Annotated in this window: 19 protein-coding genes and 2 pseudogenes; 13 read left to right on the top strand and 8 right to left on the bottom strand. The window is 67.9% G+C overall.

Features of this window, described 5'->3' with window-relative positions:
- Positions 1-13 precede the first annotated feature (13 nt).
- From LOZ83_RS36355 to LOZ83_RS36340, 4 genes are all read right to left on the bottom strand, one after another.
- Entirely contained in the window at positions 14-802 is a 789-nt protein-coding gene (locus tag LOZ83_RS36355; protein WP_236796411.1) for an ABC transporter permease, read from the bottom strand.
- Positions 799-1,566 (bottom strand): ABC transporter permease, encoded by a 768-nt coding sequence (locus LOZ83_RS36350; RefSeq protein WP_236796410.1) that lies wholly within the window; start codon positions 1,564-1,566, stop codon positions 799-801. Before LOZ83_RS36350 ends, LOZ83_RS36355 begins: the two co-directional genes overlap by 4 nt.
- 4 nt (positions 1,567-1,570) lie before the next feature.
- Complete coding sequence (locus LOZ83_RS36345) at positions 1,571-2,593, bottom strand: ABC transporter ATP-binding protein (protein WP_236796409.1); 1,023 nt, start codon at positions 2,591-2,593, stop codon at positions 1,571-1,573.
- A 306-nt stretch (positions 2,594-2,899) separates the two neighbouring features.
- The gene (locus LOZ83_RS36340; RefSeq protein ID WP_236796408.1) at positions 2,900-5,965 is read right to left on the bottom strand and encodes an AfsR/SARP family transcriptional regulator; all 3,066 of its coding nucleotides are present in this window, start codon (positions 5,963-5,965) and stop codon (positions 2,900-2,902) included.
- A gap of 559 nt (positions 5,966-6,524) precedes the next feature.
- On the opposite strand from LOZ83_RS36340, the gene LOZ83_RS36335 reads away from it, so the two are divergent.
- The 4 genes from LOZ83_RS36335 to LOZ83_RS36320 all read left to right on the top strand — a co-directional run bounded on the left by LOZ83_RS36335 (position 6,525) and on the right by LOZ83_RS36320 (position 10,770).
- Complete coding sequence (locus LOZ83_RS36335; RefSeq protein WP_236796407.1) at positions 6,525-7,925, top strand: trehalose-6-phosphate synthase; 1,401 nt, start codon at positions 6,525-6,527, stop codon at positions 7,923-7,925.
- Between the two features lie 21 nt (positions 7,926-7,946).
- Positions 7,947-8,873 carry a hypothetical protein gene (locus LOZ83_RS36330; RefSeq protein WP_236796406.1) on the top strand — a complete coding sequence of 309 codons (927 nt, stop codon included), beginning with the start codon at positions 7,947-7,949 and terminating at the stop codon, positions 8,871-8,873.
- 76 nt (positions 8,874-8,949) lie between these two features.
- Complete coding sequence (locus LOZ83_RS36325; RefSeq protein ID WP_236796482.1) at positions 8,950-10,212, top strand: condensation domain-containing protein; 1,263 nt, start codon at positions 8,950-8,952, stop codon at positions 10,210-10,212.
- A gap of 15 nt (positions 10,213-10,227) precedes the next feature.
- A complete protein-coding gene (locus tag LOZ83_RS36320) occupies positions 10,228-10,770 on the top strand; it encodes an HAD family hydrolase (protein ID WP_236796405.1) in 543 nt (180 codons plus the stop codon).
- On the opposite strand, the gene LOZ83_RS36315 is transcribed toward LOZ83_RS36320, so the two are convergent.
- Positions 10,767-11,300: a PH domain-containing protein gene (locus LOZ83_RS36315; RefSeq protein ID WP_236796404.1), complete on the bottom strand. Its 534-nt coding sequence runs from the start codon at positions 11,298-11,300 to the stop codon at positions 10,767-10,769. The two genes, LOZ83_RS36320 and LOZ83_RS36315, sit on opposite strands and share 4 nt — an antisense overlap.
- Before the next feature lie 105 nt (positions 11,301-11,405).
- Positions 11,406-11,858, bottom strand: a complete 453-nt coding sequence (locus LOZ83_RS36310; RefSeq protein ID WP_236796403.1) for a MarR family winged helix-turn-helix transcriptional regulator — start codon at positions 11,856-11,858, stop codon at positions 11,406-11,408.
- Positions 11,859-11,920: 62 nt separating this feature from the next.
- Between LOZ83_RS36310 and LOZ83_RS36305 the strand changes: the two genes are divergently transcribed.
- Positions 11,921-12,289 (top strand): VOC family protein, encoded by a 369-nt coding sequence (locus tag LOZ83_RS36305; protein ID WP_236796402.1) that lies wholly within the window; start codon positions 11,921-11,923, stop codon positions 12,287-12,289.
- Positions 12,290-12,344: 55 nt separating this feature from the next.
- Here the strand turns inward: LOZ83_RS36305 and LOZ83_RS40630 are convergent, their stop codons facing one another.
- On the bottom strand, positions 12,345-13,076 hold the full coding sequence (locus LOZ83_RS40630) for an ankyrin repeat domain-containing protein (protein WP_236796401.1): 732 nt from the start codon (positions 13,074-13,076) through the stop codon (positions 12,345-12,347).
- 410 nt (positions 13,077-13,486) lie between these two features.
- Between LOZ83_RS40630 and LOZ83_RS36295 the strand changes: the two genes are divergently transcribed.
- The 5 genes from LOZ83_RS36295 (at position 13,487) to LOZ83_RS36275 (ending at position 20,607) form a co-directional block, all read left to right on the top strand.
- Positions 13,487-16,078, top strand: coding sequence for a Z1 domain-containing protein (locus LOZ83_RS36295; RefSeq protein WP_236796400.1), 2,592 nt, complete (start codon positions 13,487-13,489; stop codon positions 16,076-16,078).
- The gene (locus LOZ83_RS36290; protein WP_236796399.1) at positions 16,075-17,064 is read left to right on the top strand and encodes a PD-(D/E)XK motif protein; all 990 of its coding nucleotides are present in this window, start codon (positions 16,075-16,077) and stop codon (positions 17,062-17,064) included. Before LOZ83_RS36295 ends, LOZ83_RS36290 begins: the two co-directional genes overlap by 4 nt.
- A 107-nt stretch (positions 17,065-17,171) precedes the next feature.
- A complete protein-coding gene (locus tag LOZ83_RS36285) occupies positions 17,172-18,944 on the top strand; it encodes a hypothetical protein (protein WP_236796398.1) in 1,773 nt (590 codons plus the stop codon).
- On the top strand, positions 18,941-19,834 hold the full coding sequence (locus LOZ83_RS36280) for a hypothetical protein (RefSeq protein WP_236796397.1): 894 nt from the start codon (positions 18,941-18,943) through the stop codon (positions 19,832-19,834). The genes LOZ83_RS36285 and LOZ83_RS36280 overlap by 4 nt, the downstream gene beginning before the upstream one ends.
- Entirely contained in the window at positions 19,831-20,607 is a 777-nt protein-coding gene (locus LOZ83_RS36275) for a DUF6339 family protein (protein WP_236796396.1), read from the top strand. The genes LOZ83_RS36280 and LOZ83_RS36275 overlap by 4 nt, the downstream gene beginning before the upstream one ends.
- 1 nt (position 20,608) lies before the next feature.
- On the opposite strand, the gene LOZ83_RS36270 is transcribed toward LOZ83_RS36275, so the two are convergent.
- A complete protein-coding gene (locus tag LOZ83_RS36270; RefSeq protein ID WP_236796395.1) occupies positions 20,609-21,025 on the bottom strand; it encodes a very short patch repair endonuclease in 417 nt (138 codons plus the stop codon).
- A gap of 108 nt (positions 21,026-21,133) precedes the next feature.
- On the opposite strand from LOZ83_RS36270, the gene LOZ83_RS36265 reads away from it, so the two are divergent.
- The 3 genes and pseudogenes from LOZ83_RS36265 to LOZ83_RS36255 form a co-directional block, all read left to right on the top strand.
- Positions 21,134-22,225, top strand: a complete 1,092-nt coding sequence (locus LOZ83_RS36265; protein WP_236796394.1) for a DNA cytosine methyltransferase — start codon at positions 21,134-21,136, stop codon at positions 22,223-22,225.
- Positions 22,226-22,523: 298 nt separating this feature from the next.
- Positions 22,524-22,802: pseudogene (locus tag LOZ83_RS36260) on the top strand (CGNR zinc finger domain-containing protein); the annotation flags it as partial.
- A gap of 111 nt (positions 22,803-22,913) precedes the next feature.
- Positions 22,914-23,107: pseudogene (locus LOZ83_RS36255) on the top strand (transposase); the annotation flags it as partial.
- Between the last annotated feature and the right edge of the window lie 390 nt (positions 23,108-23,497).

Raw genomic sequence — 23,497 nt, 5'->3', positions numbered from 1 at the left:
TCCATGCCGGCCCTCACGTGGCGAAGTCGAGGGTGCCGAGCCGGCGGCCGCGCCGGACGAATCTGGTGAAGGTGAGCAGGCAAACCACCAGCCAGCCCGCGCCCACCAGTGCCTCTTGCGCCCCCTGGATCGCGGCCGCGGCGAACTGGCCGTCGAACACCAGCCGGACGCCCGCCAGGCCGTGCGTCACGGGCAGAATCTCCGAAACCCAGCGCAGTGGCGCCGGATAGGCGTCGAGCGGAACATTCGCGCCGCACAAGGTCATCAGCGTGACCAGGCCGACGTTCGTCGCGATGGTCTCGACGGAGCGGAAGCCCAGCAACAGGCCGCCGGCCAGGGTGCCGAAACCGTAGGCGGACCACGCCACCAGGGCGATCAGCACGACCACCGGCAGGAGCTGCCCCCAGCCCAGCGGTATGCCGAACAGCCGGCAGGCCACCACCAGGGCACCCGTGGCGGACACCGTGCCGTCGGCGATCAGGTAAGCCCCCCGCGCGGCCAGCACGATGGCGGGATGCGTGGGGCTGGCCGCCAGCAACGCGAAGGTGCCGATGCTGCGCTCGGAGCTCACCATGTTGATCGCGAACATGCCGCCGATGGCGGCGAGCATCACCGCATTGCCGATCAACAGGAACCGGGTCTGCTCCGGCGAGCCGAGCAGCTTGCCCAGCAGGGCGAAGAACGAAACCTGGGCGAGCACTCGGACGAACCACGCGGACAGCCAGGTCTTCCAGGTGTAGATCGTGCGGTATTCGCTGGCGCCGATGCGGAACGCGCGGCGGATCACGTGCAGGACGGTCATCGCAGGCTCAACTCCCCGGTGTGGCGGACACGGTGCAGGACGCCGGCGATCGCCAGCCGGGCGCCGATCAGGGCGACCACGCCCAGAAGTGCGGTCATGAGCAACCCCTGCGCCGCGTGCGGCACCGGACCGGACTTGACCGCGCCCCGCAGCAGATCGGCCGACCAGGACAGGAAGACGCCGTCCGAGAGCGGGCGCAGCCAGATCGGCAGCAACGCGGTGGGCACGAGAATTCCGCCCAGCAAATAGAACGGGAAGCTCGCCGCGTTGGAGAACGTGACCGCGTTGCGGGCCAGGACGAACACCGCGGCCAGCAACGACGCGGTGGCGGCGGTCGCGAACAACGTGAGTGCGAAGGACGCGATCAGCAAGGGCCAATGCCGGATCGTCACCGGGGCGTCCAGTACGTAGCGGGCGAACAGCCAGGTCTCCGCGAACGCCACCGTGCCCGGAACCATCGTGGCGGCCGCCCGGCCGAACACCACCGCGCTGAAGTTCGCGGGTGCGGACACCAGATATTGGAGGGTGTCCTCCCAGCGGTCGGTCTGGATGATCCAGCCGCCGCTGAACAGCGCGAACCACCACAGGGACATGTAGAACGGCGCGAGCGAGCTCTGGCCGAGCAGGTCGGTACGGCCGTTGTGCCGAATGATCATCGTGAAGATCACGCTGTACAGCGGCGCTGTCAGCAGCGGCACGAGAAGATCGGGATGGTGCCGGTAGAAGATGAGCTGCAGGCGGAACGCGGTGGCGACGGTACGCATCGGCTCAGACCTCGAGTCCGCGGTCGCCGATCAGCCCGAGGTAGAGATCCTCCAGCGTGGGCCGCATGGTTCGCACTGACGTCAGGCCACGGTCGAGGAGCAACCGCAGCACGTCGTGGACGCTTTCCTCGTTGTGCACCCACACCCGGGAGACCTCGGCATCGCCGTCCACCGAGCGCACGCCGGGCAGCGCCCGAAGCGCGCCGAGTGTGACCGCGTCCGGGCCGTCGATCTCCACTCCGCGCGCGCTCGCCGCGAGGTCGGCCAAGGCACGCGGGGAACGGGTGTCGATCACCTTGCCGCCACGGACAAAGCTGACCCGGTCGCACAGCGCCTCGGCCTCGGCCATGTCGTGCGTGGCGATCACGATCGTGCGCCCTTCGCCGCGCAGCTCGCCGATGAGCACCCGGAACTCCCGGGCCGCCACCGGATCCATGCCCATCGTCGGCTCGTCGAGGAAAAGGACCCGGGCATCGGCGACCAGTCCACGCGCCAGGTGCAGGCGCTGCCGCATGCCGCGCGAGTAGGTCTCCACCCGCCGGTCCGCCGCGCTGGACAGGCCGAGCCGGTCCAGCAGGCCGGCACAGCGCTCCCGCAGCGCCTTCGCGGGAACTTGTTGCACAGCCGCCCAGAACTCCAAGTTCTGTCGTCCGGACAACCGGCTGTAGAGGCCGCGGTCGCCGCCGAAGACCACACCGATGAGGGGGCGGACCGCACGTGCTTCGGTGACGACGTCGTGGCCGCAGATCCGGGCATATCCCGTCGTCGGCAGCAAAACGGTGGAGAGGATCTTCACCAGCGTCGTCTTCCCGGCACCGTTCGGGCCGAGCAGGCCGTGCACCTCACCCTGCGGCACGTGCAACGACATTCCGTCCAGTGCGCGAACCGGCGTGGCCTTGCGACGGGAGAACTCGCGGACGAGATCGACCACGTCCAGCGCGGGCGCAAGCCCATCGCGGGGTACCGACGGTGCGCGGTCTAGGGCTGCCCCGTCGAGCAGCGGTCGGGTTCCGGCGACAACGGACATCGGGACTCTCCTTGGGGTTGAGCGGAAGGCGGCTCGGTGGTCGATGACCAAACCGTCCCGAAGCCCGTTATCGGACCGCTATCGCTCGGCACGGCAGGCGGCCACGCACCGAGGGATAGCGCCGGGATGGCAGGGGATAGGCCGAGGCGACGCGAGGAATAGCGGCGGAATCGCGCCGCTGCATACGGTTTTTCTCAGCAAGCGAGAGAAACTTCGGCAGAGGAGAGTCAGATGCTCGTCACGATCGCCGTCATCCGTCAGGCCAACGCCAACAACAACAACGACCCGTGGGGCTGACCCGGTGCTTCAGTCGTTCGTCAGCGACGTCAGCAGCCTGCGGGCGGAGTGCAGATCCGCTGTCATGCCGCTTTCCTGGAACGTCGCAATGGATTCCATGACCAGCGCTTCGGCCTCGCCTCGCCGGCCCAGCCCGGCGAGCGCCCGGGCCAGGCCGAGCCGGACGACGGCCGCATTGTGCGGGTCCCGGAGCTGTTCCCAGACGCTCACCGCACGACTGAGATAGTTCGCCGCCTGCTGGTCATTGCCTCGATGGGCGTCCAAGTCGCCGAGGCAGTGCAGCACATGTGCGGCGCCGATCAGGTCCTGGTTCACCTCGACCAGCGCTAATGCCTCGTGGAGAACCTGCTCGGCCTGCTCCAGTTCACCGTCGTGGACGAACAGCTGACCCAGCCGCCACAGCGCGAGCGACTGCCCCCGTTGATAGCCGACGGACCGGTACACGGTCAGCGCCTCGTCGAGCCGGGCGCGTGCCTCCGCCCGTTGTCCCCGCCGCGTCCAGATATGGGCGCTCTGCGTCAATACGCTCGCCCTGCCGACGACGTCGCCGCTGCGGCCGAAAGCGGCGGCGGCCTGGTCGTAGAGCTCCAGCGCCTGGTCGTCGCGACCCTCCAGCCGCCGGACGAACGCCAGGTCACGCAGGCACAGGCCACGGCCTTCGTCGTCGCTGAGCTGGTCGAACGTGGCCAGCGCCGTGGTCAGCGACGTATCGGCCTCGTCGAGCCGGCGCTGGGCGAGATACAGCGCCCCGAGCGAGGCCAGCACCGCCGCGGTGCCTCGCTGGTTGCCGGCCCGCCGCACCGCCGTCAGCGCCAAGCGGTGGGTACTCTCCCAGTCCTCGATGTGGCCCCGCGCTTCGAACACGGTGACCAGGGTCGTGGCCAGGTCCCAGCACAGCTCGTCCAGTTCCGCGCGAGCGGCCAGCTTGACCGCGGCACACAGATTGGGCAGCTCCGTCTCGAACCAGGTCATCGGATCGGCCAGCAGCGAGCGCACGTAGGACTGGGGCGGGTGCCACCGCGGTCCGGAACCGTGCAACACCAGATGGTCACCGCCGTAGATCTGGCGGTGCGCCTGCTCCGCCAGCGACATCCAGCCGCCGATCATCCGCCGGATGCCCTCCTGCTGGCTCTCCGCCGAGCATTCCGCGATTCGCTTGTCCTGGGCGAAAAGCCGGGTGGTTTGGTGGAACCGATAGCGGAACGGGCCTGCCGCGTCGATTCCCACCACCTCCAGCATGTGCATGTCGACCAGAGGTTCCATCGCGTCGGCGACGTACGGCGCCGGACCGTCGAGCAGTGCGCCGGCGAGCCACTCGGGCAACGTCGGTCCCTCGGCCAGGCTCAGCAGCTGAAGGAGCTTGCGGTCGGCCGCCGCGAGACCGTTGTAACTAACCGAAAGGCTCGCTCGTACGGTCATCTCGCCGTGTGCCAGTTCATCGAGATAGCGCTGTTCGTCACCGAGGCGGGCCACCATCGTCGCCAGTTTCCAGTGCGGTCGCGCGGCCAGCCGGGCCGCGACGATGCGCAACGCGAGCGGCAGTCCGCCGGCGATACGCAGCAGGGCCGTCGCGGCCTCCGGCTCAGCCGTCACCCGCCCGGGTCCGATGACCCGGCCCAGCAGTTCGAGGGCCGGGTCCGCGTCGAACGGCTCCATCTCGAACACGTGGGCGCCGGGCACCGCCGTCAGCCGGGCGTGACTCGTGGCGATCACCGCGCAGGCCGCCGACCCCGGCAGCAGGGGCGCGAGCTGCGCCTCGTCCGCCACATCTTCCAGCACCACCAGCACTCGCTGCTCGGCCAGCGCCGCCCGGTACATCTCGGCGAGCTCGTCCAGCGACCTCGGCAGTCCGACGCCGGGCACACCCAGTGCGAGCAGGAACCTCCGAAGCACCTCCTCGGGTTTCAACCGGTCTGGGTGCATGCCGCGCAGGTCGCAGTACAGCTGGCCGTCGGGAAACCGCCGTTCGCTCAACCGGTGGGCGATATGCGTGGCGGTCGTACGCTTGCCCACTCCCGGCCGGCCGGTCAGTACGGCTACGGCGAGCGCATGTCCCGAGCGGTGGTCGATGGCCCGTTCAACGTTTTCGACGAGGTCCTTCCGGCCGACGAAGTCCGCGATGTCCGCCGGGAGCTGACGCGGACCGGTCGGAGCAGCGACCGGGGCACCGGCCGGGATCTCGACGGGCGCGACCGCTTCCGGAGGCTCGAAGGCGCGCGACACGAAATCCAGCGCGGGATCGCCGGCGAGGATCGCCGTCTCCAGCATCCGCAGCGACTGGCTCGGTTCCAGCCCGAGTTCGTCGGCGAGCACCTCCCGGCCGGTTCGGTACACGGCAAGCGCCTCGGCCTGACGGTCGGCCCGGTACAGCGCCAGCATCAGGTAGCCGCGCAACCGCTCCCGTAGCGGGTGTTCGGCGACCAGCTGCACCAGTTCACCGATGAGCTGGTGGTGCCTGCCGAGGCCGAGTTCCAGCTCCAGGTGGGTCTCGATCGCGGACAGCCGTTCCTCGTCCAGGCCCTGTGCCCGCCGGGCCACCTTGCCGCTGGCGATACCGCTCAGGCAGTCGCCATGCCACAGCGCCACGGCCGAACGCAACAACGCGGCGGCGTCGGCGTCCCGGCCATTTTGGACATGGAGGTCGGATTCCACTACGTGCCGCCGGAACATGGCGAGGTCGGTGACATCGTGCTCGGCTTCCAGCACGTAGCCGCGGTTCCGGGTGACCAGGCGCACCGCGTCACCGGCCCGCTTCAGCGTCTTGCGGATCCGGGAGACACAGATCTGCACCTGCGCACGGGCGGTGTCCGGCGGGTTTTCCTCCCAGATGGCGTCCACCAGTGCTTCGCTGGGCACGACCCGGTTGAGTTCCAGCAGCAGCATGGCAAGCACCACCTCCTGCCGGCCCGACGCGATCTGCACGGGGCCATCCGGCCCATGGATCTCCAGCGGCCCGAGCAGCCGGAAGAAAATGGACGGACCATCGACCCGGTCCACCGTGGACTGAGCCGCCGACACCCCGTACAGGTTCGTCCACACGAAATCCTGGTCTGCCGGCTCAGTGGACTGAACCACCTGCGGGTGCGTCGGCTCCCTCTGGTTCAGACCGGACGGCGGGTCCTCTGGATGGCGCATACCCAGCCCTCTCGATCGGACGCTAACGCCGGTGCCCCACCGGACTGAACCCTTTCGATCATGTGCACGGACGACACAGCCCACCACTTGTTTGTGACCCACGCAACTACGTGCTCGCCGAACCTGCAAAAGCGCACTTGCAATCGTAATCCGATTGGTCCGATCCAGCGGTCCAGCCGCAAAATCCGCCGCAGCACAGGGAACACGCTAGCGTGCCCGATCGGACAAGACAATTGCCCAATCGTCCCCGCGACTTACCCGGACTATTCCTGATAATGGTTTCTTCGCCGTCGTGCCTCAATGATGTGTTGCGTTCTCGTGAACAAATCGCACAACACGCGGTGACGGCCGTAAATCGATCTTGACACCCGCAGCACGCCTTGTGACGATTCCCAATAGAACGTTCGTTTCAGGCGATGCCGCCGAGGAAACCGGTGCGGCGCAAGCACATATCGCCCTGGCGTGAGTCGCGAAGCTCACCTTCACGAGAGGAGACCCGATGCGGCTGATCGTCGCCAGTAACAGCGCCCCGCGATGGCGCGACGGCGTCGGACTCGAACCACGCTCCCCCGGTGGCTTGGTGCCGCTGCTCGCCGGGTTGCTGGCCGAGCACGGTGGCGATTGGGTGTGCACCGTGCCGCCGGACGAGCCGGCCGGGTCCGCCGAACCGGTACGACTGCCCGGCGGGATCACCATCCACCAGGTCTTCGAACGGCCCGAAGTCCTTGTGGAGCATTACCTGACGGTCGGCGTCCGACTGATGTTGTGGCTGTTCCACTACCTTTTCGACACCTCGGCCACACCGAGTTTCGACGCCGGTTTCGCGCGCGCGTTCCGAGCCTACGAACAAGTCAACCGAGCACACGCCGACCGCCTGCGCACGCTCGCGTCCGGTCCGGACGACGTGCTGCTGGTCAACGACTATCACCTTTTCCTGGTACCGGAAATGCTGCGCGGCGAGGGACTGCGGCACGAGGGCCGGATCCTGTACTTCCACGGCCTGCCCTGGTGCGAGCCGGCCTACTTCGGCATCCTGCCGCCAGCGCTGCGCGACCGGATCCTGACCAGCCTGCTGCACTGCGACGTCGTCGGCTTCCACGATTCCCGCTGGGCCCAGGCATTCATCGCGTGTTGCGAGCGCTATCTGCCCGGCTGCCGGACCGATGCGGACACAGTGCGGCTGGACGGGCGAACCACTCGTGTCACCGTGGCACCGTTCCCTTTGGACACGTCAGTGCTCGATGCGATGCGGACCGACCCGCGCACCGTGGACTGGCAAACCCGGCTCGGCGAACTGGCGGCGGGCCGGCGGGTGCTCGCCCGCGCCGACCGGCTCGACCTGTGGAAGAACCAGGTCCGCGGGTTCGCCGCGTACGGCGCCCTGCTGGAGGAACAACCGGACATCGCCAAGGATTGGTGGTTCTGCGCGGTAGCCACTCGGCCCACCCGCGGCACCGAGCGCAGCGACGCTCATCGGCAGCAGTGCGAGGCGATCGTCGAGCAGCTGAACAACAAGTACGGCACACCTGATCGTCCGGCCATCTCGCTGATATACCCCGACGCGGCGAGCACCCGCAACTGTGCCGTGGCCGCCCTGTCGTCCGCCTCGGCGACCTTGGTGAACCCGACCATCGACGGCATGAACCTGGTGTCGAAGGAAGCGCTGTACCTGGCACCCGACGCGCCCAGCGTGCTCTCCGTCAACGCCGGCTCGTACGAGGAGCTCGCACCGTACGTCATCGGTGTGCAGCCCTACGACGTCCTCGCCACCGCGGACGCACTGCGCACCGCGATGGCTCTCGACGGCGCCGGACCGGCGCCGCGTCAGCGCGCCGCAGTCTTGTCCACTTTGGCCGGTCGCGGGCCGGCCGGGTGGCTGTCCCGGCTACTCGGCGCCTGAACCCGTTACAAGGAGGCAGATTTGAGCTCGACCGCCGCGGCCGATCCGATCGGACGAGACGTCGTCATCCGTCATCTTCAAGCTCTCGGCAGCCTGGAGGCCGAGACCGGGCCTTCGTTACCACTCGGCATCACAGGTGTCCGGCTGGAGCCTGACGGCTCACTCAGCCTCGACGGGCGCAACCTCGTCATGACCGAACGCCGATTGTCCGATCTGCTCGACGTCGACCCCGGGATTCGCTACCTGGCCGACCCGGACGCCGCGTCCGAGTTGTACCGCTCCGGCCAAGATCCAGTGCTGTACCGTGCTGTCCGCCGGTTCCTGCCTTCGCGGAGCCTGACCAGCCGCGACCTCGTCGTGGCCGGCAATGACGACGAGGCGCGGGGCCTGCTGACGGCCGATCTGGTGGTGTACGAGCCGGGCGTGCTCCCCGGGGGCGAGCCCTTCCGCTCCACTGGCCACTGGAACCTGCCCGGCCAGCTGGAGATCTTCGAGGTGCTGTCCGGGCGGATCGCCATGCTCGTGGCCGGGCGCAACCGCTCCGGTGAGGCCTTCGCGTACGTGCAGATCTGTCCGGCCGGCACGACGATGGCCGTGCCCTTCGACATCTGGCACGTGAGCTACGTGCTCGACGGACCAGCGGTCGTGTTCAACGTCTCTGCCCGGCTGCAGGAAGCCGGGCTCGCCGCGGGGACCGACAAGTACCACCGGGCAAAGGCGGTCGGGCTGACCCTCAAGCGCGACCTCACCGTCGTCGGTGACGACGACGCGTTCCGGGAATGGGGAACGCCCGGTGGAGCACCCGCCACGGATTGGTTCACCGATCTCCTCGCGCCCGGGCAGAGCCTGGCCGATCTGCACGTGCACGGCAGCCCTGAGCAGCTTTCCACCGTGGTGCGCACCGCCCTGGACGCGTACGACGAAGGCTGGCCGATGATGCCGCGGTGATAGGACGACGACAGCGCGGCCGCTCAGACTGAGGCACGAAACCCAGTCGCTCCAGAGAGGACTCGTCGTGCCGGTCATGACCCGTATCCCGTTGTCGTGGCAACAAGAATCGTTTCTGGGGGTGCCGGACAGGGTCGGTGAACCCGAAGCGATCCCGGAGCAGTTCACGGTGCCGGCCGGGGTCACCGCCGACGAGGTGCTCGCCCGCCTGACGCGCATCGTGGCCGAGGAACCGAGCCTGCGCATCGTGTCGGTTTCCCTGTCCGGGGTGACGATCGCCGACCAGGTGCCGCTGCCGGTGACCCGGTGCGTCGTCAGCGATGCGGAGGAGATTGCCGACGTCGTGGCCCGCCACAAGGAGACGGTGCTGCCCCGGGACGGCCGGCCGCTGTGGCGGGTCCTGCTGATCGAGCACGGGACGGCGGTACGGGTTTTCGTGCAGTTCGACCATTTGATCGCGGATCGACTGACGCTCGGGCAGTTCCGCGCGGAACTGTGCACCGGGATCCGCCCGCCCGCGGGCCGGGGCGGTGGGGGTTATCTGGACTGGGTCACGACGCAGCGAACGGAATTCTCTGCCGACCGCCGTGCGTCCTCCGCCGCGGCCGAGTTCTGGCGGCGGCACCTGGACGGCACGTCACCTCATCGGGCACCACGGATGCCGTTGACCTACAACGAAACCGACGGGCAGCGTCAGCCGGGAACAGCATTGCTGGCTGCCTACATGCCGATCCCCGCGGATAAGGTCGCGCAAGCGTGCAAGAGCGTACGAGCCACGCCACTGTCACTCGTATTGGCGTCGACGGCGGCGACGCTCGCGCGCATGGGCGGTGAAGAGGACTTGACCCTGAAGGTCCTCACGGCCGGGCGCCGGCCACGCTCGGCCGCGGTCTACGGCTGGCTCAACTCGGTGGTGCCGCTTCGCTTGCGGGACCCCGGGCTGGCCAGTTTCACCCGCGCGCTGGACGTCACCCGGACGGCCTGGCGGGAGGTGCTGCCGCGCCAGCACACGCCGTGGGAGTTCATCTGGCGGATGTGTGAGCCGGGTGCGCCGTCCGGCACCGGCTGGGTGGCCGGGGCAGGCCAGTTGATCGTCAACATGTTCCCGGACGCGTTGACCGGCCTGGACCCGCGCACGTACCCGGACAAATTCCTCCCCGGCGCCCGCCGCGACTGCGCGGACCTCGAGGTCTCGTCCTTCGGCGCGGACGGCTACCTGATGCGCCTGATCTGCGACACCGCCTGGGGCGCCCCCCACGAGATGCGATCCCTGATCGACGCAATCCGCGACGACTTCATGGCCAACGTCCGTTCCATTCTGTCCGGAGGGGAGCACTGAGCCGAGATCGCCGACATGGTCATGCGGATCAGGGCAGCTCGAGACGACCGAAAAGTGCTTGCGGTACAAGGCGGGCGCGACCTTTCTCCCGGTCGCCACCGGGCAGCGACGACGGCGTGGCTCAGGTCCGCCGGTATCGACCAACCTCTCGTCGACGCGCTCTATGCCCGGTTGAGGGAGCCCGCAGCCTGGATTCCGTACGAGGATGCGCACGAAGTGTTCGGCGAACTCGTCCGCCGTCGGATACCGATAGGGCTGCTGAGCAACACCGGCTGGGACCTGCGGCCGACGCTGGAGCACCACGGACTGGGATGTGCTGTGTCGGCCGTGATCCTTTCGTGCGAGGTTGGCCTCGAGAAGCCCGATCCGAGGATCTTCCGGCTGGCCTGCGCCGCGCTGGGTACGAGCCCCGGCTCGACTCTCATGGTCGGCGACAACCCGGACACGGACGGCGGAGCCGCCCGAGCCGGCATGCCGGCACTGTTGCTACCGCCCGCCAGCAGAAACGATACGTCGGGCGGACGCCGCGCCGTCCTCGGTTTCGATCACGATGGCTAGATCCGATCCATCAACGTCCGCTTCTTACTTTCGAACTCCTCAGGAGAGAGCACGCCGGCGTCGCGCAACTCGCCCAGCTTGCGCAGCTGCTCGTACAGATCGTTCGAAGCCAACGGGGGCGATGCCGGATGTGTGGGAGCCGATCCTGCCCGTCGGGCTAGACGACGCCGGAGCAGATCCGAGATCTGCTGCCCGTCCTTCTTGTTAATCTGCTTGATCTCAGCCTTGTTGCCAGATGTGTAGACCGTCAGCGAGCCGACGCCGATTCCGCCCGACCACTGCACAGAGGAGATCTTGACAATCGGGAAGTCTACGGTCTGCTTCACCAACCCGTACTTCAGGAACAACAGCCGAAGATCCGTCAAAACGACGAGTCCCGTGCCCCGGCTGTAGATGCCAGAAGCAAGAAGATGGACGCTCTCGTTCTCCCACAGATAGTCAACGAGTCTCTTCAGCTCACGACCGGCTCCGAGCCGCGCCTGCATCTTGTCCCTCGCGGCTTGAATGTCCGGCCTCAGTTCAGTCGCCACACCCGACCTCCAGGTCACATCATCGGTTAACCCTGTTCGTCGTGATCACGATGAGATCCGCTACGTCACGTCATCGAACTGATACATCCGTAGTCGGGGAACGAGCTATGTATCGTCGTTGTCGTCGCGCAGGGAATGGATCATGCTCCGCAGGATTCGGAACGCGTCTGACTGCTCGGTCTCCGTCATCCCGGCCAGCATTCTGACCTCGACGGACCGGACTGCTTTGCTCGCTTTCTCCAGGCTCCGTCGTCCGCGAGGCGTGAGCCGCGTGGGAAGAACCTTTCCGACGGGTGCCTCCGCGGGCCTGGTCACGTAGCCGTCTCGTTCCAGGGCCTGGAGCAACACGTTCATCGACTGCCGTGTCACGAACGCGCCCCGCGCGAGCTCGGAGTTCGACAAGCCCGGTCGTTGAGCCAGCAGTTCGAGGCAGGAGTAGTGCGTCACGCTCATCCCGAGCGGCCGCAACACCTCCTCCATGGCCGCGCGGAGGGCACTCGACGCCTCTTTCAGCAGGTAGCCCAGTGACGTCTGCAGATCGACACCGTCTTGACTCATGTCAGTATTCTGACATACATTGATCCGTGTCAGTAACCTGACACGGACTAAGGAGCATCATCATGCCCGCTATCGGCCCCGACTTCATCTCGCTCCAAGCGCGCGACCTCGACGCTTCCCAGGCGTTTTACGAGCAGTACCTCGGCCTCGTGCGCTCGCAGGCCGGGCCGCCGCACGCCGTCGTCTTCGAGACGAAGCCGATCGCGTTCGCACTCCGCGACATCGTTCCCGGCACCGATCTCGCATCCGTTGCCCAGCCGGGCATCGGCGCCGCGATCTGGCTCCACGCCACAGACGTCCAGACCATTCACGATGCTCTCGTCGCCGACGGTCACACCATCGTCTCCGCGCCGATCGACGGCCCCTTCGGCCGGACGTTCACCTTCGCCGACCCCGACGGCTACCAGATCACGCTCCACGACCGCGCCTGACAAGACTCCGTGAGCGCCGGCGTCCCGGCTGCCCTCACCGAGCTGTCCTGACGGGTCACGCACGACCTCTGAGCAGGGCGGCGAGGTCGGGGTGGCCGTTGTAAGCGGCGATGCCGGCCGGGGTCGCGGCCCAGCGTTCCTCCCGCAGGGTCGCCGAGGCACCGCGATCGAGCAGCAGCTCGACGGCGGCTCGGTGACCGGTCGCGGCGGCGGCGTGCAGTGCGGTGAGGTTGTGCGCGAAGCGGGTATCCGGGTCGGCTCCGGCGTCGAGCAGCGCGACCAGCACGTCGGTCCTGCCGACCCCGGCGGCGATGAACAGGTCGTCCACGCGGACACCTGCCGCCACCAGCGCAGCCGCCGAGCGGGGCCGGCCGAAGCTGATCGCGGTGACGATCGGCCGGTCGCCGGGGCCGCCGTCGATCCGGGCACCACCGGCTGCCAGCACCCGCACCAGCTCCCCGTCCAAGCCCGCATCGCGGGGGAACACGCTGGTCAGCACGAGGACGAGGGTGGTGTCGGCGGCACCGTAGATCTGGCACTCGGCGTCGGGGTCGGCGCCGCGGGCGAGGAGCAGCTCGGCGACAGCGGGCGCGTTCGGCGGGGTGCGCTGGCGCGGGTCCTCAGTCCCGTTGGCCCCGCAGTAATGCAGCAGCGTGGCCCGGTGCGGCCGGGAGGAGCGGGCCCGGACCAGCGAGGGATGGTGGTCGAGCAGCTCCCGCAGGTCGGCGAGCCGGCCGAACGCCACCGCGTCGGCAGCCCGCTCGAATTCCTGGTACTCCTCGCCCACCGCCCCAGCATGCCGGTCACACAAGAGCCGACTAGGGGACTCGAACCCCTGACCTGCTGTTTACAAGAGCGCTGAGGTAAGCCGTCGCTGTCCATATCTGCTGGTCAGGATGACCTGTCACCTGGATTGCATGCACACGCTGTCTGCGAGTGGCGGGGTTTCGCAGTCATCGTGATCGTCACGCCGGTCAGCTCGCTCCGCTACCGCGGGCGAACTTCTCACCCAGACCCGCAACTCTGGGTCCGCCTGGGCGCCATACTTGCGACTCGGCGTGCGCCAGCGTCGTAAGACGGAACGACAGGCTTCAGAGATGACGCTAGAGGACCGCAGTCGCAGGAGGCTGTAACGCTGTGCTGCCGGCGGTTGATTAGCCTTCCGAACAAGTGCAGGAGGTCAGTAGGGGGTTCCAGGTGGCCGTTGAGGTGTCGGAGGCTCAGGTCGAGAAGGCCTACAAGCTCTTCTTGAAGTACGCCGACGTCAGTTCACCCAAGGAGGCCGCCGACGACCTCGAGGCCGCGGGCATGGACCCTGCGGTGATCCAGAGGGTCCGGGAGAAGCACGAGGCCGAGACGGTCCGGATCCGGAACCTCGACGAGCCGCCCTCGGTGTGGCTGGACGGCCGAATCACCTGGTACACGGGGCCGAAGGACACCGACCGCAACTGGCCAGCCATCGTGAGGTCGATGCAGAAGAAGAACTTCGGCGACGCGAACATCAAGTCCGTCGACGAGGCGTCGACGAAGATCCTCTCGCTACTCGACCACCCGAAGCAGAACGCCTTCCAGACCCGCGGCCTCGTCGTCGGCTTCGTCCAATCCGGCAAGACCACGAACTTCACCGCCGTCATGGCGAAGGCCGCCGACCGCGGTTATAAGCTCTTCATCGTCTTGTCCGGCATTCACAACACCCTGCGCCGCCAGACCCAGCTCCGCCTCGGCGGCGACCTGATCTACCCCAACCCCGGCCAGTGGTACGAGGTCACCACGCCCGAGAAGGACTTCGCCCCGCCCGGCGGCAACGCGAAGGCCTACTTCGCGTCCAAGGGCCAGACGATGCTCCTGGTGGTCAAGAAGAATGCCGTGGTGCTGCGTAAGCTACGGGACTGGCTCGACTCGGCCGGCGAGTACCTGACCAACATTCCCACGCTGATCATCGACGACGAAGCCGACCAGTCCACGGTCGCCACAGCGAAGATCAACCCGTTGCTCTACGACGTCATGAGCAAGTTCCCCAAAGTCGGCTACATCGGCTACACAGCCACCCCGTTTGCGAACCTGCTGATCAACGCGGGCGACGAGCAAGACTTCTACCCCCGCGATTTCATCGTCAACCTGCCCCAGCCCACTGGCTACCACGGCACCGAGGTCCTGTTCGGCCGCGAGCTCCTGCCCGGTGAGGACCCTTCGGAACTCGAGGGCGGCTTCAACATGATCCGCACCGTGCCCGACGAGGAGGTCGACGGGCTCAAGCCCAAGACCAAGAAGGATGCGGCCGACTTCTACCCGAGCATGACGCACTCCCTGCGCCGTGCCGTCGAGTGGTTCTGGCTGGCCACAGCCGCGCGCAAGGTCCGGGGCGGGGGGAACCCGCACTCGACGATGCTCGTCCACACGACGACCGACACGACGGTGCACGAGCGCTTCAAGGACCCGTTGCTGGAGCTGCGCGAGCGGATGCTGCGCAGCCTCGACACCCGCAGCAGCGAGCTGCTCAGCCGGCTGCGGAGCATGTGGGCTCGTGAGACGGCGCTGGTGCCGGCCGAGGACCTCGACGAGGCCCCGGTCGCCTTCGAGGCGCTCCTGGAGCACCTGCCCAAGGTCGTCCATGACACGAAGGTCGTGATCGACAACTACCGGAGCACCGACAGGCTCGACTACGAGTCGGGTCCGGTCACGGCCATCGCGGTCGGCGGCAACACCCTGTCGCGTGGCCTGACACTGGAGGGCCTGATCTCCAGCCTGTTCGTCCGCGCTGTGTCGGCCTACGACACGTTGCTGCAGATGGGCCGCTGGTTCGGCTACCGCAACCACTACGCGGACTTGCCCCGCATCTGGATGACGGACGAGCTCAAGGATTGGTTCAGCCACCTGGCCACCGTCGAGGCCGAGATGCGCCAGGACATCAACCGCTACATGAACCCGGGCGTCAACCCACTCAACTTCGCCGTGCGCCTGCGCACGCACCCGAAGATGAGCATCACCGCCAAGGCGAAGATGACCGGCGCTGTCCGGGCCACCGCGGCCTACGGCGGTCTCCTCGTCGAGTCTCGTTTCTTCGACGTCACACCCGACGGCACGCCCTGGCTGGAGCGCAATGCCGCGGCTGCACGCGAGCTCATCGGCCGGGCGGCCAAGGACGGGATCCGTACGCAGTCCCGGGAGGAGACCGCGCTGTTCACGGGCGTCCCGCACGAGGACGTGTTGGGCTTCCTGAGCTCTTACTCCTTCCACGAGCGCTCGTCCGACGCCGACACCGCCCGGATCTCCGAGTACATCCGGCGACGGGTCCGAGCCGGCGCACTGGGTCGATGGAGCGTCGGCGTGATCGGCAACTCCCAGGCCAATCCCGATATCAAGAGCTGCGACCTCGGCAACGGAGTGGACGTGCGGATGGTCCGACGCTCTCGGATGCCGCATGAGGGCGACGGCGAGTTCGACGGCGTCGCCGACATCAAGACCCTGACCAGCCGCCGGGACGAGGCACTGGACCTCGATGCACCCAGCACCACCGACATGAGCCGCCAGGACCTCGTCGAGCTCCGTCGACGCCGGCGACCGACCGAGGGGCTCCTCCTCCTGTATCCGATCGAGCCGAGGTCGGAGCCGACGGCCAAGCGTCGCGTGGCACTCGAAGCCCCGACCGACGACGTTGTCATGGGAGTCGCGCTGATCTTCCCCGAGCCGCGGGACAAGGACTCCGACGTCGAGTACATGAGCGCGGACCTCTCGCAGATCGTCGTCGAGGAAGAAGACACCTCGATCCTTGATCAGGACGACGTATGACCGCGGACGGCGCGCGCCTCGAGGAACTCTGGTCCGCGGCCGCGGCGGAGCCACCCGTCAGTCTCTTCCGGTCGGCCAGCTGCGACCTGGTGACGCCACACGGCCCCGTCCTCGCGGCGGTCCGCGACACCGGCGCGCGGTACCTGCTCGTCCCGATCGACGCGAAGCACACTCTCAAGGAGGACGTCGACGGTCGGGCAGTGACACTGCGACGGCAGATCCTCGAAGACGACACGAGCTACAACGCGTACGCGGCGCTCGCCCTGGCCGACGACCGCCTGCGTGACCTCTTCACGGCGTTGTGCGCCGAAGTGGTGGAGAGGATCGCCGCCAAGCCGAACCAGGCGGTCGCGGCCCTGCGGCAGACTCTTGCCGACTGGCGTTCTCTGCTGTCGGGGTCCCGGCGGACCTTGAGCCCCTCCGGGCTGGCCGGGTTGTTCGGGGAACTGACGGTGCTACGGGCGATGCTCGAGCACGATCCGGGCGCGGTCGCGTTCTGGACGGGCCCCACGAAGAGCCAGCAGGACTTCCACCGCGCCGACATGGCGCTGGAGGTCAAGTCGACGACCTCGCTCGAGTCCCACACCGTTCGCATCCACGGTCTCGGGCAGCTCGACGGCGGCTCGGGTCGACTCCTGCTGACCTGGGTCCGCCTCCGTCCCGGCAAGGGCCGGTCGGTCCCCGATCTCGTCGACGAAATCCTCGCCGTGACGGACGACCAGGCCGCATTCCTTAGCGCTCTCGTCCAGGCCGGCTATCTCGAGACCGAGCGGGAAATCTACTCGCGACGGGTGTTCGAAGTGGCCGAACGACGTGCCTTCGAGGTGGGCCCCGGTTTCCCTCGCCTGATCGTCGCCGGACTCGCGGGGGATGCGACCCTCGCCGGCCTCGACAACATCGACTACGACGTCGACCTGGAGAGCGCGCCCGCCGCCGCGGCACGCGTCGACGTCGATCCGATCAAGGCCTTCCTGGGGCCCGCGTGACAACGCCGACGTGGTGGTCCCAGCCGTTTCCCCCGACGGGAGCGATCGCGTCGGAGGGCATCCGGAATCAGCTCGGACGCCCTCCCGTCGATCCACTCACGGTGTTCGTGAGGGAGACGGCCCAGAACTCGTGGGACGCACGCATCGGTGACCGTCCCACCGAGTACCGCCTCGAGATCAGCACGGTCGCTCCCACCCACCGCCCGAACTGGGAGCGTCTGCTCAGCCCTCCGCACGGACGGGAACCACACTTGGGCATCGGCAGGCTCGTACGGACCCCGAACCTACGGCTGCTGTCCGTCGTCGACCGCGGTACGCGGGGGCTCGGCGGCCCCACCCGCGCCGACGAGCTCGCCGTCGATCGCCGCGACTGGGTCTCGTTCGTGCTCAACGTCGGCGAGAAGCGCGACACCTTCCAGGGTGGGGGTACCTACGGCTACGGCAAGGCCGTGCTCTACCGCCTCTCCCGGGTCGGAACGATTCTGGTCTACACCCGCACGGCGGTCCCCGACGTGGGGCTCGAGTCCCGGCTGATCGGCATCGCCATGCGCGACTCGTTCGACGGCCGAGAGACCCCGACCGACGAGCCCCGACCGTTCACCGGCCGGCACTGGTGGGGCGATGTCCGGAAAGACCACGTCGAACCCCTGCGCGGCACGGACGCCGACACCGTCGCCCGCAGCCTCGGCCTGCAGCCGTTCGCCGAGGACGAGTCCGGGACCACGCTGACGGTGCTCGATCCCGACCTCGACGAGTTCGAGGGCATCGAGGAAGCGGCCCGCCACCTCGCGAACACCATCGCCTGGCAACTCTGGCCGATCATGCTGCCCGAGCGCGAGGAGAAGCGGCTGATCGCCGAGGTACGCGCGGGTGGGACGACCTTCCCCGTACCGGACCCAGCCGACACCTACCCGCTGGAGATGTTCGTCGCCGCCTACCGCAGGCAGCGTGACGGCGGCGGCACCGTCCTGGAGTGCCGCAACCCCAAGCGTGTGCTCGGCCGCTTCGCCGTGGAACACGAGTTCGTCGTCCCGATGACACCGGGATCCGCCAGTGTCGCCGCCGAGTGCGCGGGTGTCCCCGGCGACCCGCACCACGTGTGCCTGATGCGCTCGCCCGAGCTCGTCGTCCGCTACCTGGAGCAGACCGAGACCGGATCCGTGAACCGTGCGTACGCCGGGGTATTCCGCACCGATGACAGCCTCGACGACGTCTTCGCGGCGAGTGAGCCCCCGACCCACGACCAGTGGGTCCACGAGCAGCTGTCCGGGCACGACAAAACCTTCGTCCGTGTGGCCTTCCGCCGGATCAGGGAACAGCTGGCCGGCTACAAGGCCGCCGTCGTCGCCACCGTGCGCGCCGAAGGCGGTACCGCACTCGGGGCGGCGAGCAACTTCCTCGGCGGGATCGTCGCCGCCGCGTTCGCCCGGCCCGACGCCGTCCCCCAGGGCGGGACATCCGGAGGCAGAGGTCCCGTGGGAACAGTCGGAGCGGGCGACGGCGGCTCGGGGGGAAGCGTTCGTCCGTCCTCGATCCCGCGCGACAAGATCCGCATCATCGCGCTGACCGAGCCAGCCGTCAACGAGCACGAGGGTCGGATCGTCCTCGTCCAACGCTTCTCGATCACCGGACCGGGTCCCGTCCTGCTCCAGGCCCGCCTATCGGTCGGGCTCGGGGACCGGGCCAGGGAGGATGAGGCACCCGTCGGCGCCGCACGTCCTCGGGTGCTCTCCTGGGCCACGCCCGACGGCCGGCACGGGTCGGAAACCTGCATCGTGGCCAGCCCCTCCGAGGTCGAGCTCGCCGTCCTGCCGGCGCCCGACACGATCACCGACATCACCGTCGTCGGGACCCGCGTCGAGGAGGCGGTCGTGTCGTGAGCCGCGCCTATCCCTACCGGCGCCCACCGGTCGACGTCGTCACCACCGGCCCGTGGCTGCGCCTCACGGCCGACTCGATCGACGAGCTGCCGCCCGATCTACCAGAATGGGACTACGGCACCGTCCTTCACCTGCGCCGACCGATGAGAGTCGACGGCCTGCGCGCCCGCTCGGACTGCGGCCTGCATCCCGACTCCGAGCTGATGTTGACCGTCGTCTGGTCCGCGGCCAACTCCTCGCTGCGCGGTCGAGCCTGGCAGGTACCGGTCACCGCCGCGGCCGAGGCCGAGCTGGAGATCGACTTCGAGCTCTCGGGCGATGAGCTCGGCGGCCGACTCGACCTCGAGACCTGCCTGACACTCCGTTCTCCCGGATCAGCGGGCTCGCCGGCGGCGCCGACCCGCCCGGGCAGCGTGCTCTGGCGCGATGTCCGCTCCGTGATGCTGCAGGGCGACGCCGTGCTCTTCCCGCTCTCCATCGTTGACTTCGAGCACCTCCCCTACCCCACCGGCGCTGCCTGGCATCTCGAGCTCGGCCACGATCTCGAGTCGCAGGCCCTCGGCTCGATTCTGTTGCTGGCCAACAAGCGACGCGAGGTCGTCACCGCTGCGCTCGAGGCGGCATCGGACCCGACGGACGCCGACCGACGCGTCCTGTCCGCTATTCGAAACGACGTCATCCGATCACTTGTCGAACGCGCCCTCGTCGATGACGAGTTCGACCCCGAAGCCGACTACCCCACCGGATCCGTTGGGGCGCTGCTGGCGTCCGTCCTACGAGCGACGTTCCCCGAGCGCTCCCTCGAGGCGCTGCGCCGCGACCGCGATCACGAGCCGGTCTTGTTCACCACGCGCATTCAGAACGCCACCGGTCTGTTGGCGGACGCATGAGCAGCAGCATCCTCTACCCCCGGCTGCTCGACGCCGCCGCGACGGACATGCACCAGCGCTACGCCAACTTGACCGTCGAGGAGCTCAAGGACCGCCACGCTTTCCAGCACCCGTCGGCGGTCTTCGCCGCCACCGGCGGTGACCGCGTACCCCGCCAGCACCTCGAGGACCTCCGCGAGCGTGTCCTGAAGGCCGCCGAGGCCGCGGGCTTTCCCGGCGGCGGACGCCGCCGGGACCACACTGAGTTCGACCTCGACGTCGCCCGCCTGCTCCACGAGCGCATGGGTCTCGTGGCCGCCGAGGCCGCGGTTCGGCCCATCTGGGCGTTCCTCGCCCTCGTCGTCTTGCCCGACGTCTCCTACTGGCGCTACCGCGACCCTCCCGTCGACCGGATCCTCGGCACCGACATCACCCGCCACGTGTGGGGTCGGCTGTGGTGGCGGGCGCACCTGCTCGCCGTCCCAAACGAGACGGATCCGTACCGGCTGCTCGGGATCTTCAACGAGTCGGACTTCGACCAGATCTATGCACGTCGCTCGCTGCTGGGTGGCAGCCGTTCGGTGATGCGCGCGTTGGCCGACGTGTGGCCGAGCGTCGACACGGGAGGCTTCCCACCCCGCCGGGTGCTGCGGGACGTCCTCAAGCGGCTGCTGCGTGCTGCGGCCGTCATCGAGTTCGACGCGCTCGACTACGCCGATCTCTGCGGCGAGATCCGCCGCGAGGCCGCCACCTCGGTCGCCGCGTTCCGCGACGAGGACCGCCAGGTGCGATGAATCAGCCGCGCACGGCGCGCTCCACGACGTCGACCGCAGATAGAGGATCCTCGTGCTCCCAGAACCTCAGCACAGTCCAGCCCAGATCCTGCAGGTGCGCATCAGTGGCGCGGTCCCGCTCCTGGTTCGCCTCCAGCTTCGCTACCCACCACTCGCGGTTCGCACGAGGGATGCTCGTGTGCTCGGGGCACGAGTGCCAGAAGCAGCCGTCGACGAAGACCGCGACCCGGGCTCGACTGAAGATCATGTCGGCGCGGCGACGGGGCATCCCGGGAATCGCCGCGTCGACCCGATAGCGCAGCCCACGGCGATGGGCTTCCTTGCGGACGAGCATCTCGGGCTCGGTGTCGCGGCGTCGTGCCTTGCTCATCCGCGCCGCAACGGACGGGCTGGAGGCGGCAGGGCGGTCTGCCGACATTGCTACCCTCCCGACCTCGATCCGGTTCCGAGAACTATCACAGACCGCGTGGCCGACACGCCGGCCGCCCTGAACCGAACTGTCGCCGGGGCCGGCTAGATTATGCTCGTGCCTATCCGTCTGGTCGACCTCTTCGCCGGTTGCGGCGGGCTGACCAGGGGATTTCTCGACGCCAGCGACGATCCCGAGATCAATGCGACGTTCGAGGTCATCGCCGCCGTCGAGATGGACCGGGCGGCTGCCGCGACGTATCAGGCCAACTACGGCAAAGCTCATCACCTCTTCCACGGCATGATCGAGGACTGGCCCACCGAGGACATTCCCGACGCCGACGTCGTCGTCGGCGGTCCGCCCTGCCAAGGCTTCTCCAACCTCGGGAAGCGGGACCCGTCCGACCGGCGCAACCGTCTCTGGCGTGAGTATGCGCGGACGGTCGAGAAGATCCAGCCCGACTACTTCGTCATCGAGAACGTCGCCGCGTTCTACAAATCACCGGAATGGCAGCTACTGCGCCTCGCGACGGACGACGGCGGACCACTCGAGAACTATCAGCTCCTGCCCTACACGCTCAATGCCGCCGAGTTCGGAGTCCCCCAGATCCGCAAGCGTGCCGTCGTGATCGGACACCACCGGAGCCGACCTCCGCTCCCCGAGCCGGTCGGCGAGTTCGCCGGGAAGCCGGAGAGCTACAAGACCGTCAAGGACGCACTCCGCGGCCTGAGCGAGTTCGTGGACCCGGACCTCATCGAGCTGCCCGAGGGCACGTACGACTTCGACGGCGGCCTACCCGGACCATTCGAGACCCGCGAACTCCACCTGACCCGCTTCCTGACGCCACTTTCGCGTCGCCGGTTCGCCGCAATCCCCGAGGGCGGCAACCGGACGAATCTTCCCCGCCACCTCCAAACACCGGGCTGGCGCAAGCACACAACCGGCTCCATGGACGTCATGGGACGCCTCCGATGGGAAAAGCCCTCGGTCACGATCCGCACCGAATTCGTCAAGCCCGAGAAAGGCCGCTACCTCCACCCGACCGAGGACCGGCCCCTCACCCTTGCCGAGGGCGCACTCCTGCAGACCTTTCCCCACGACTACAAGTGGTGCGGCGCAAAGGTCTCCATCGCCCGACAGATCGGAAACGCAGTGCCGGTCGCGCTGGCTCGTAGACTCGCCGAGTTGGTGGCAGGCGGATACGCGTAGCGCTCCGAGCGCAGTACGGCCGCACCGAGCGGCGTATTTACGAGAGTTCGTCTCCGGTCATGCCGAGCACTGCCAGCTGACGGGAAAGACCACGGTCGGAGCGTCGCTGAGGACTGGTCGGCGTGTGTGGCGCGCAGGATCGCGCTCCACGCGAGGGGCGCGACCAACGTGCACACCACGATCAACCCAGGACCAGTGGGTTACGTTCACGGGCGGCGGCCACGACGAGCAACCCGGCCAGGATGGCTGAGAGCAACCCCCCGTAGGCGACGACACCCCACGACAGCATCGGGAGCAGCCTCTCTTGACACCCGAGAGCAATCGGCAATGGCGACTGAGCTCGACTTCCTCCGTGGAGGATGCGCTAGGCGTGATCGCCGCTGACGCGATCAGCATCATCGCAGGCGAGCGAGACGGAAGATTGGCCTTGTGCGCATCGCCGACCTGCCAAGCTGGCTTCTTCGACACCAGTCAAAGCCGCACCCGCAAATGGTGCGACATGAACACCTGCGGGAATCGCCAGAAGAAGACGCGCTTCAAGGCCAACCAGCGCAAAAACCCCAGATCAGCGGAGTGATAGTTACCTCGGTACATACAACTGGACCCCACGCCTGCGACACATCTGTCGCGTTGGGTGCATGCCGACGGCAGAAGACCGGGCCGACGAGGCTGCCGGACATGGTTCAAGGCCGCCGCCGAAGAGCTCCCTGACGCGATCCCGGTGATGCACCCGTTCCCTGTCGTCCGCCTCGCCGACGATGGCTGGACCGGTGCCGCCACTGCGTTCAGCGAGACAGTGCTCGCGCCGGCGACCCACTCTACAGGCCCATCCGCACCCTGCACACCGGCGCGGGACTTCTCACCGAGAACCAACGCACCCGACCGGTGGTGGTGGTGGTGGTGGTGCGTTTCCGCTGTAGCCGATCGATGCCATGACTCCTGGACGCGGTCCACGGCAAGCCCAGCACGGAATTGACGATCGCCGACGTAGGCACCGGAAGAGGCAACGGGCTGATTGTCGGCGAGTCAGGGGTCTGCGGTCGGCGCGCAGCCGATCAGCGCAAGGCGGTTGGCGGTGACCGCTCGGTCGGGGCGTCAGGCCAACGGCTGGGGTTCCGCTGACCAATTCTGGGGTGTCGCCACTGCATTGGCGTGTGGTGCGACTGGGCTGAAGTGAATACGGCGATTCAGCGTTGTATGCCCGGTTTCCACACGGAGTCGTATAGGTCCACCCAGGCCCCAGAGTTCGACGGACACCGCGCGCCACTGCAA

This window comes from Amycolatopsis sp. GM8, from assembly GCF_021653975.1.
Classification (GTDB): domain Bacteria; phylum Actinomycetota; class Actinomycetes; order Mycobacteriales; family Pseudonocardiaceae; genus Amycolatopsis_E.
The sequence above is the reverse complement of the archived record's forward strand: the minus strand, read 5'-3'. Positions and strand labels throughout refer to the sequence as shown.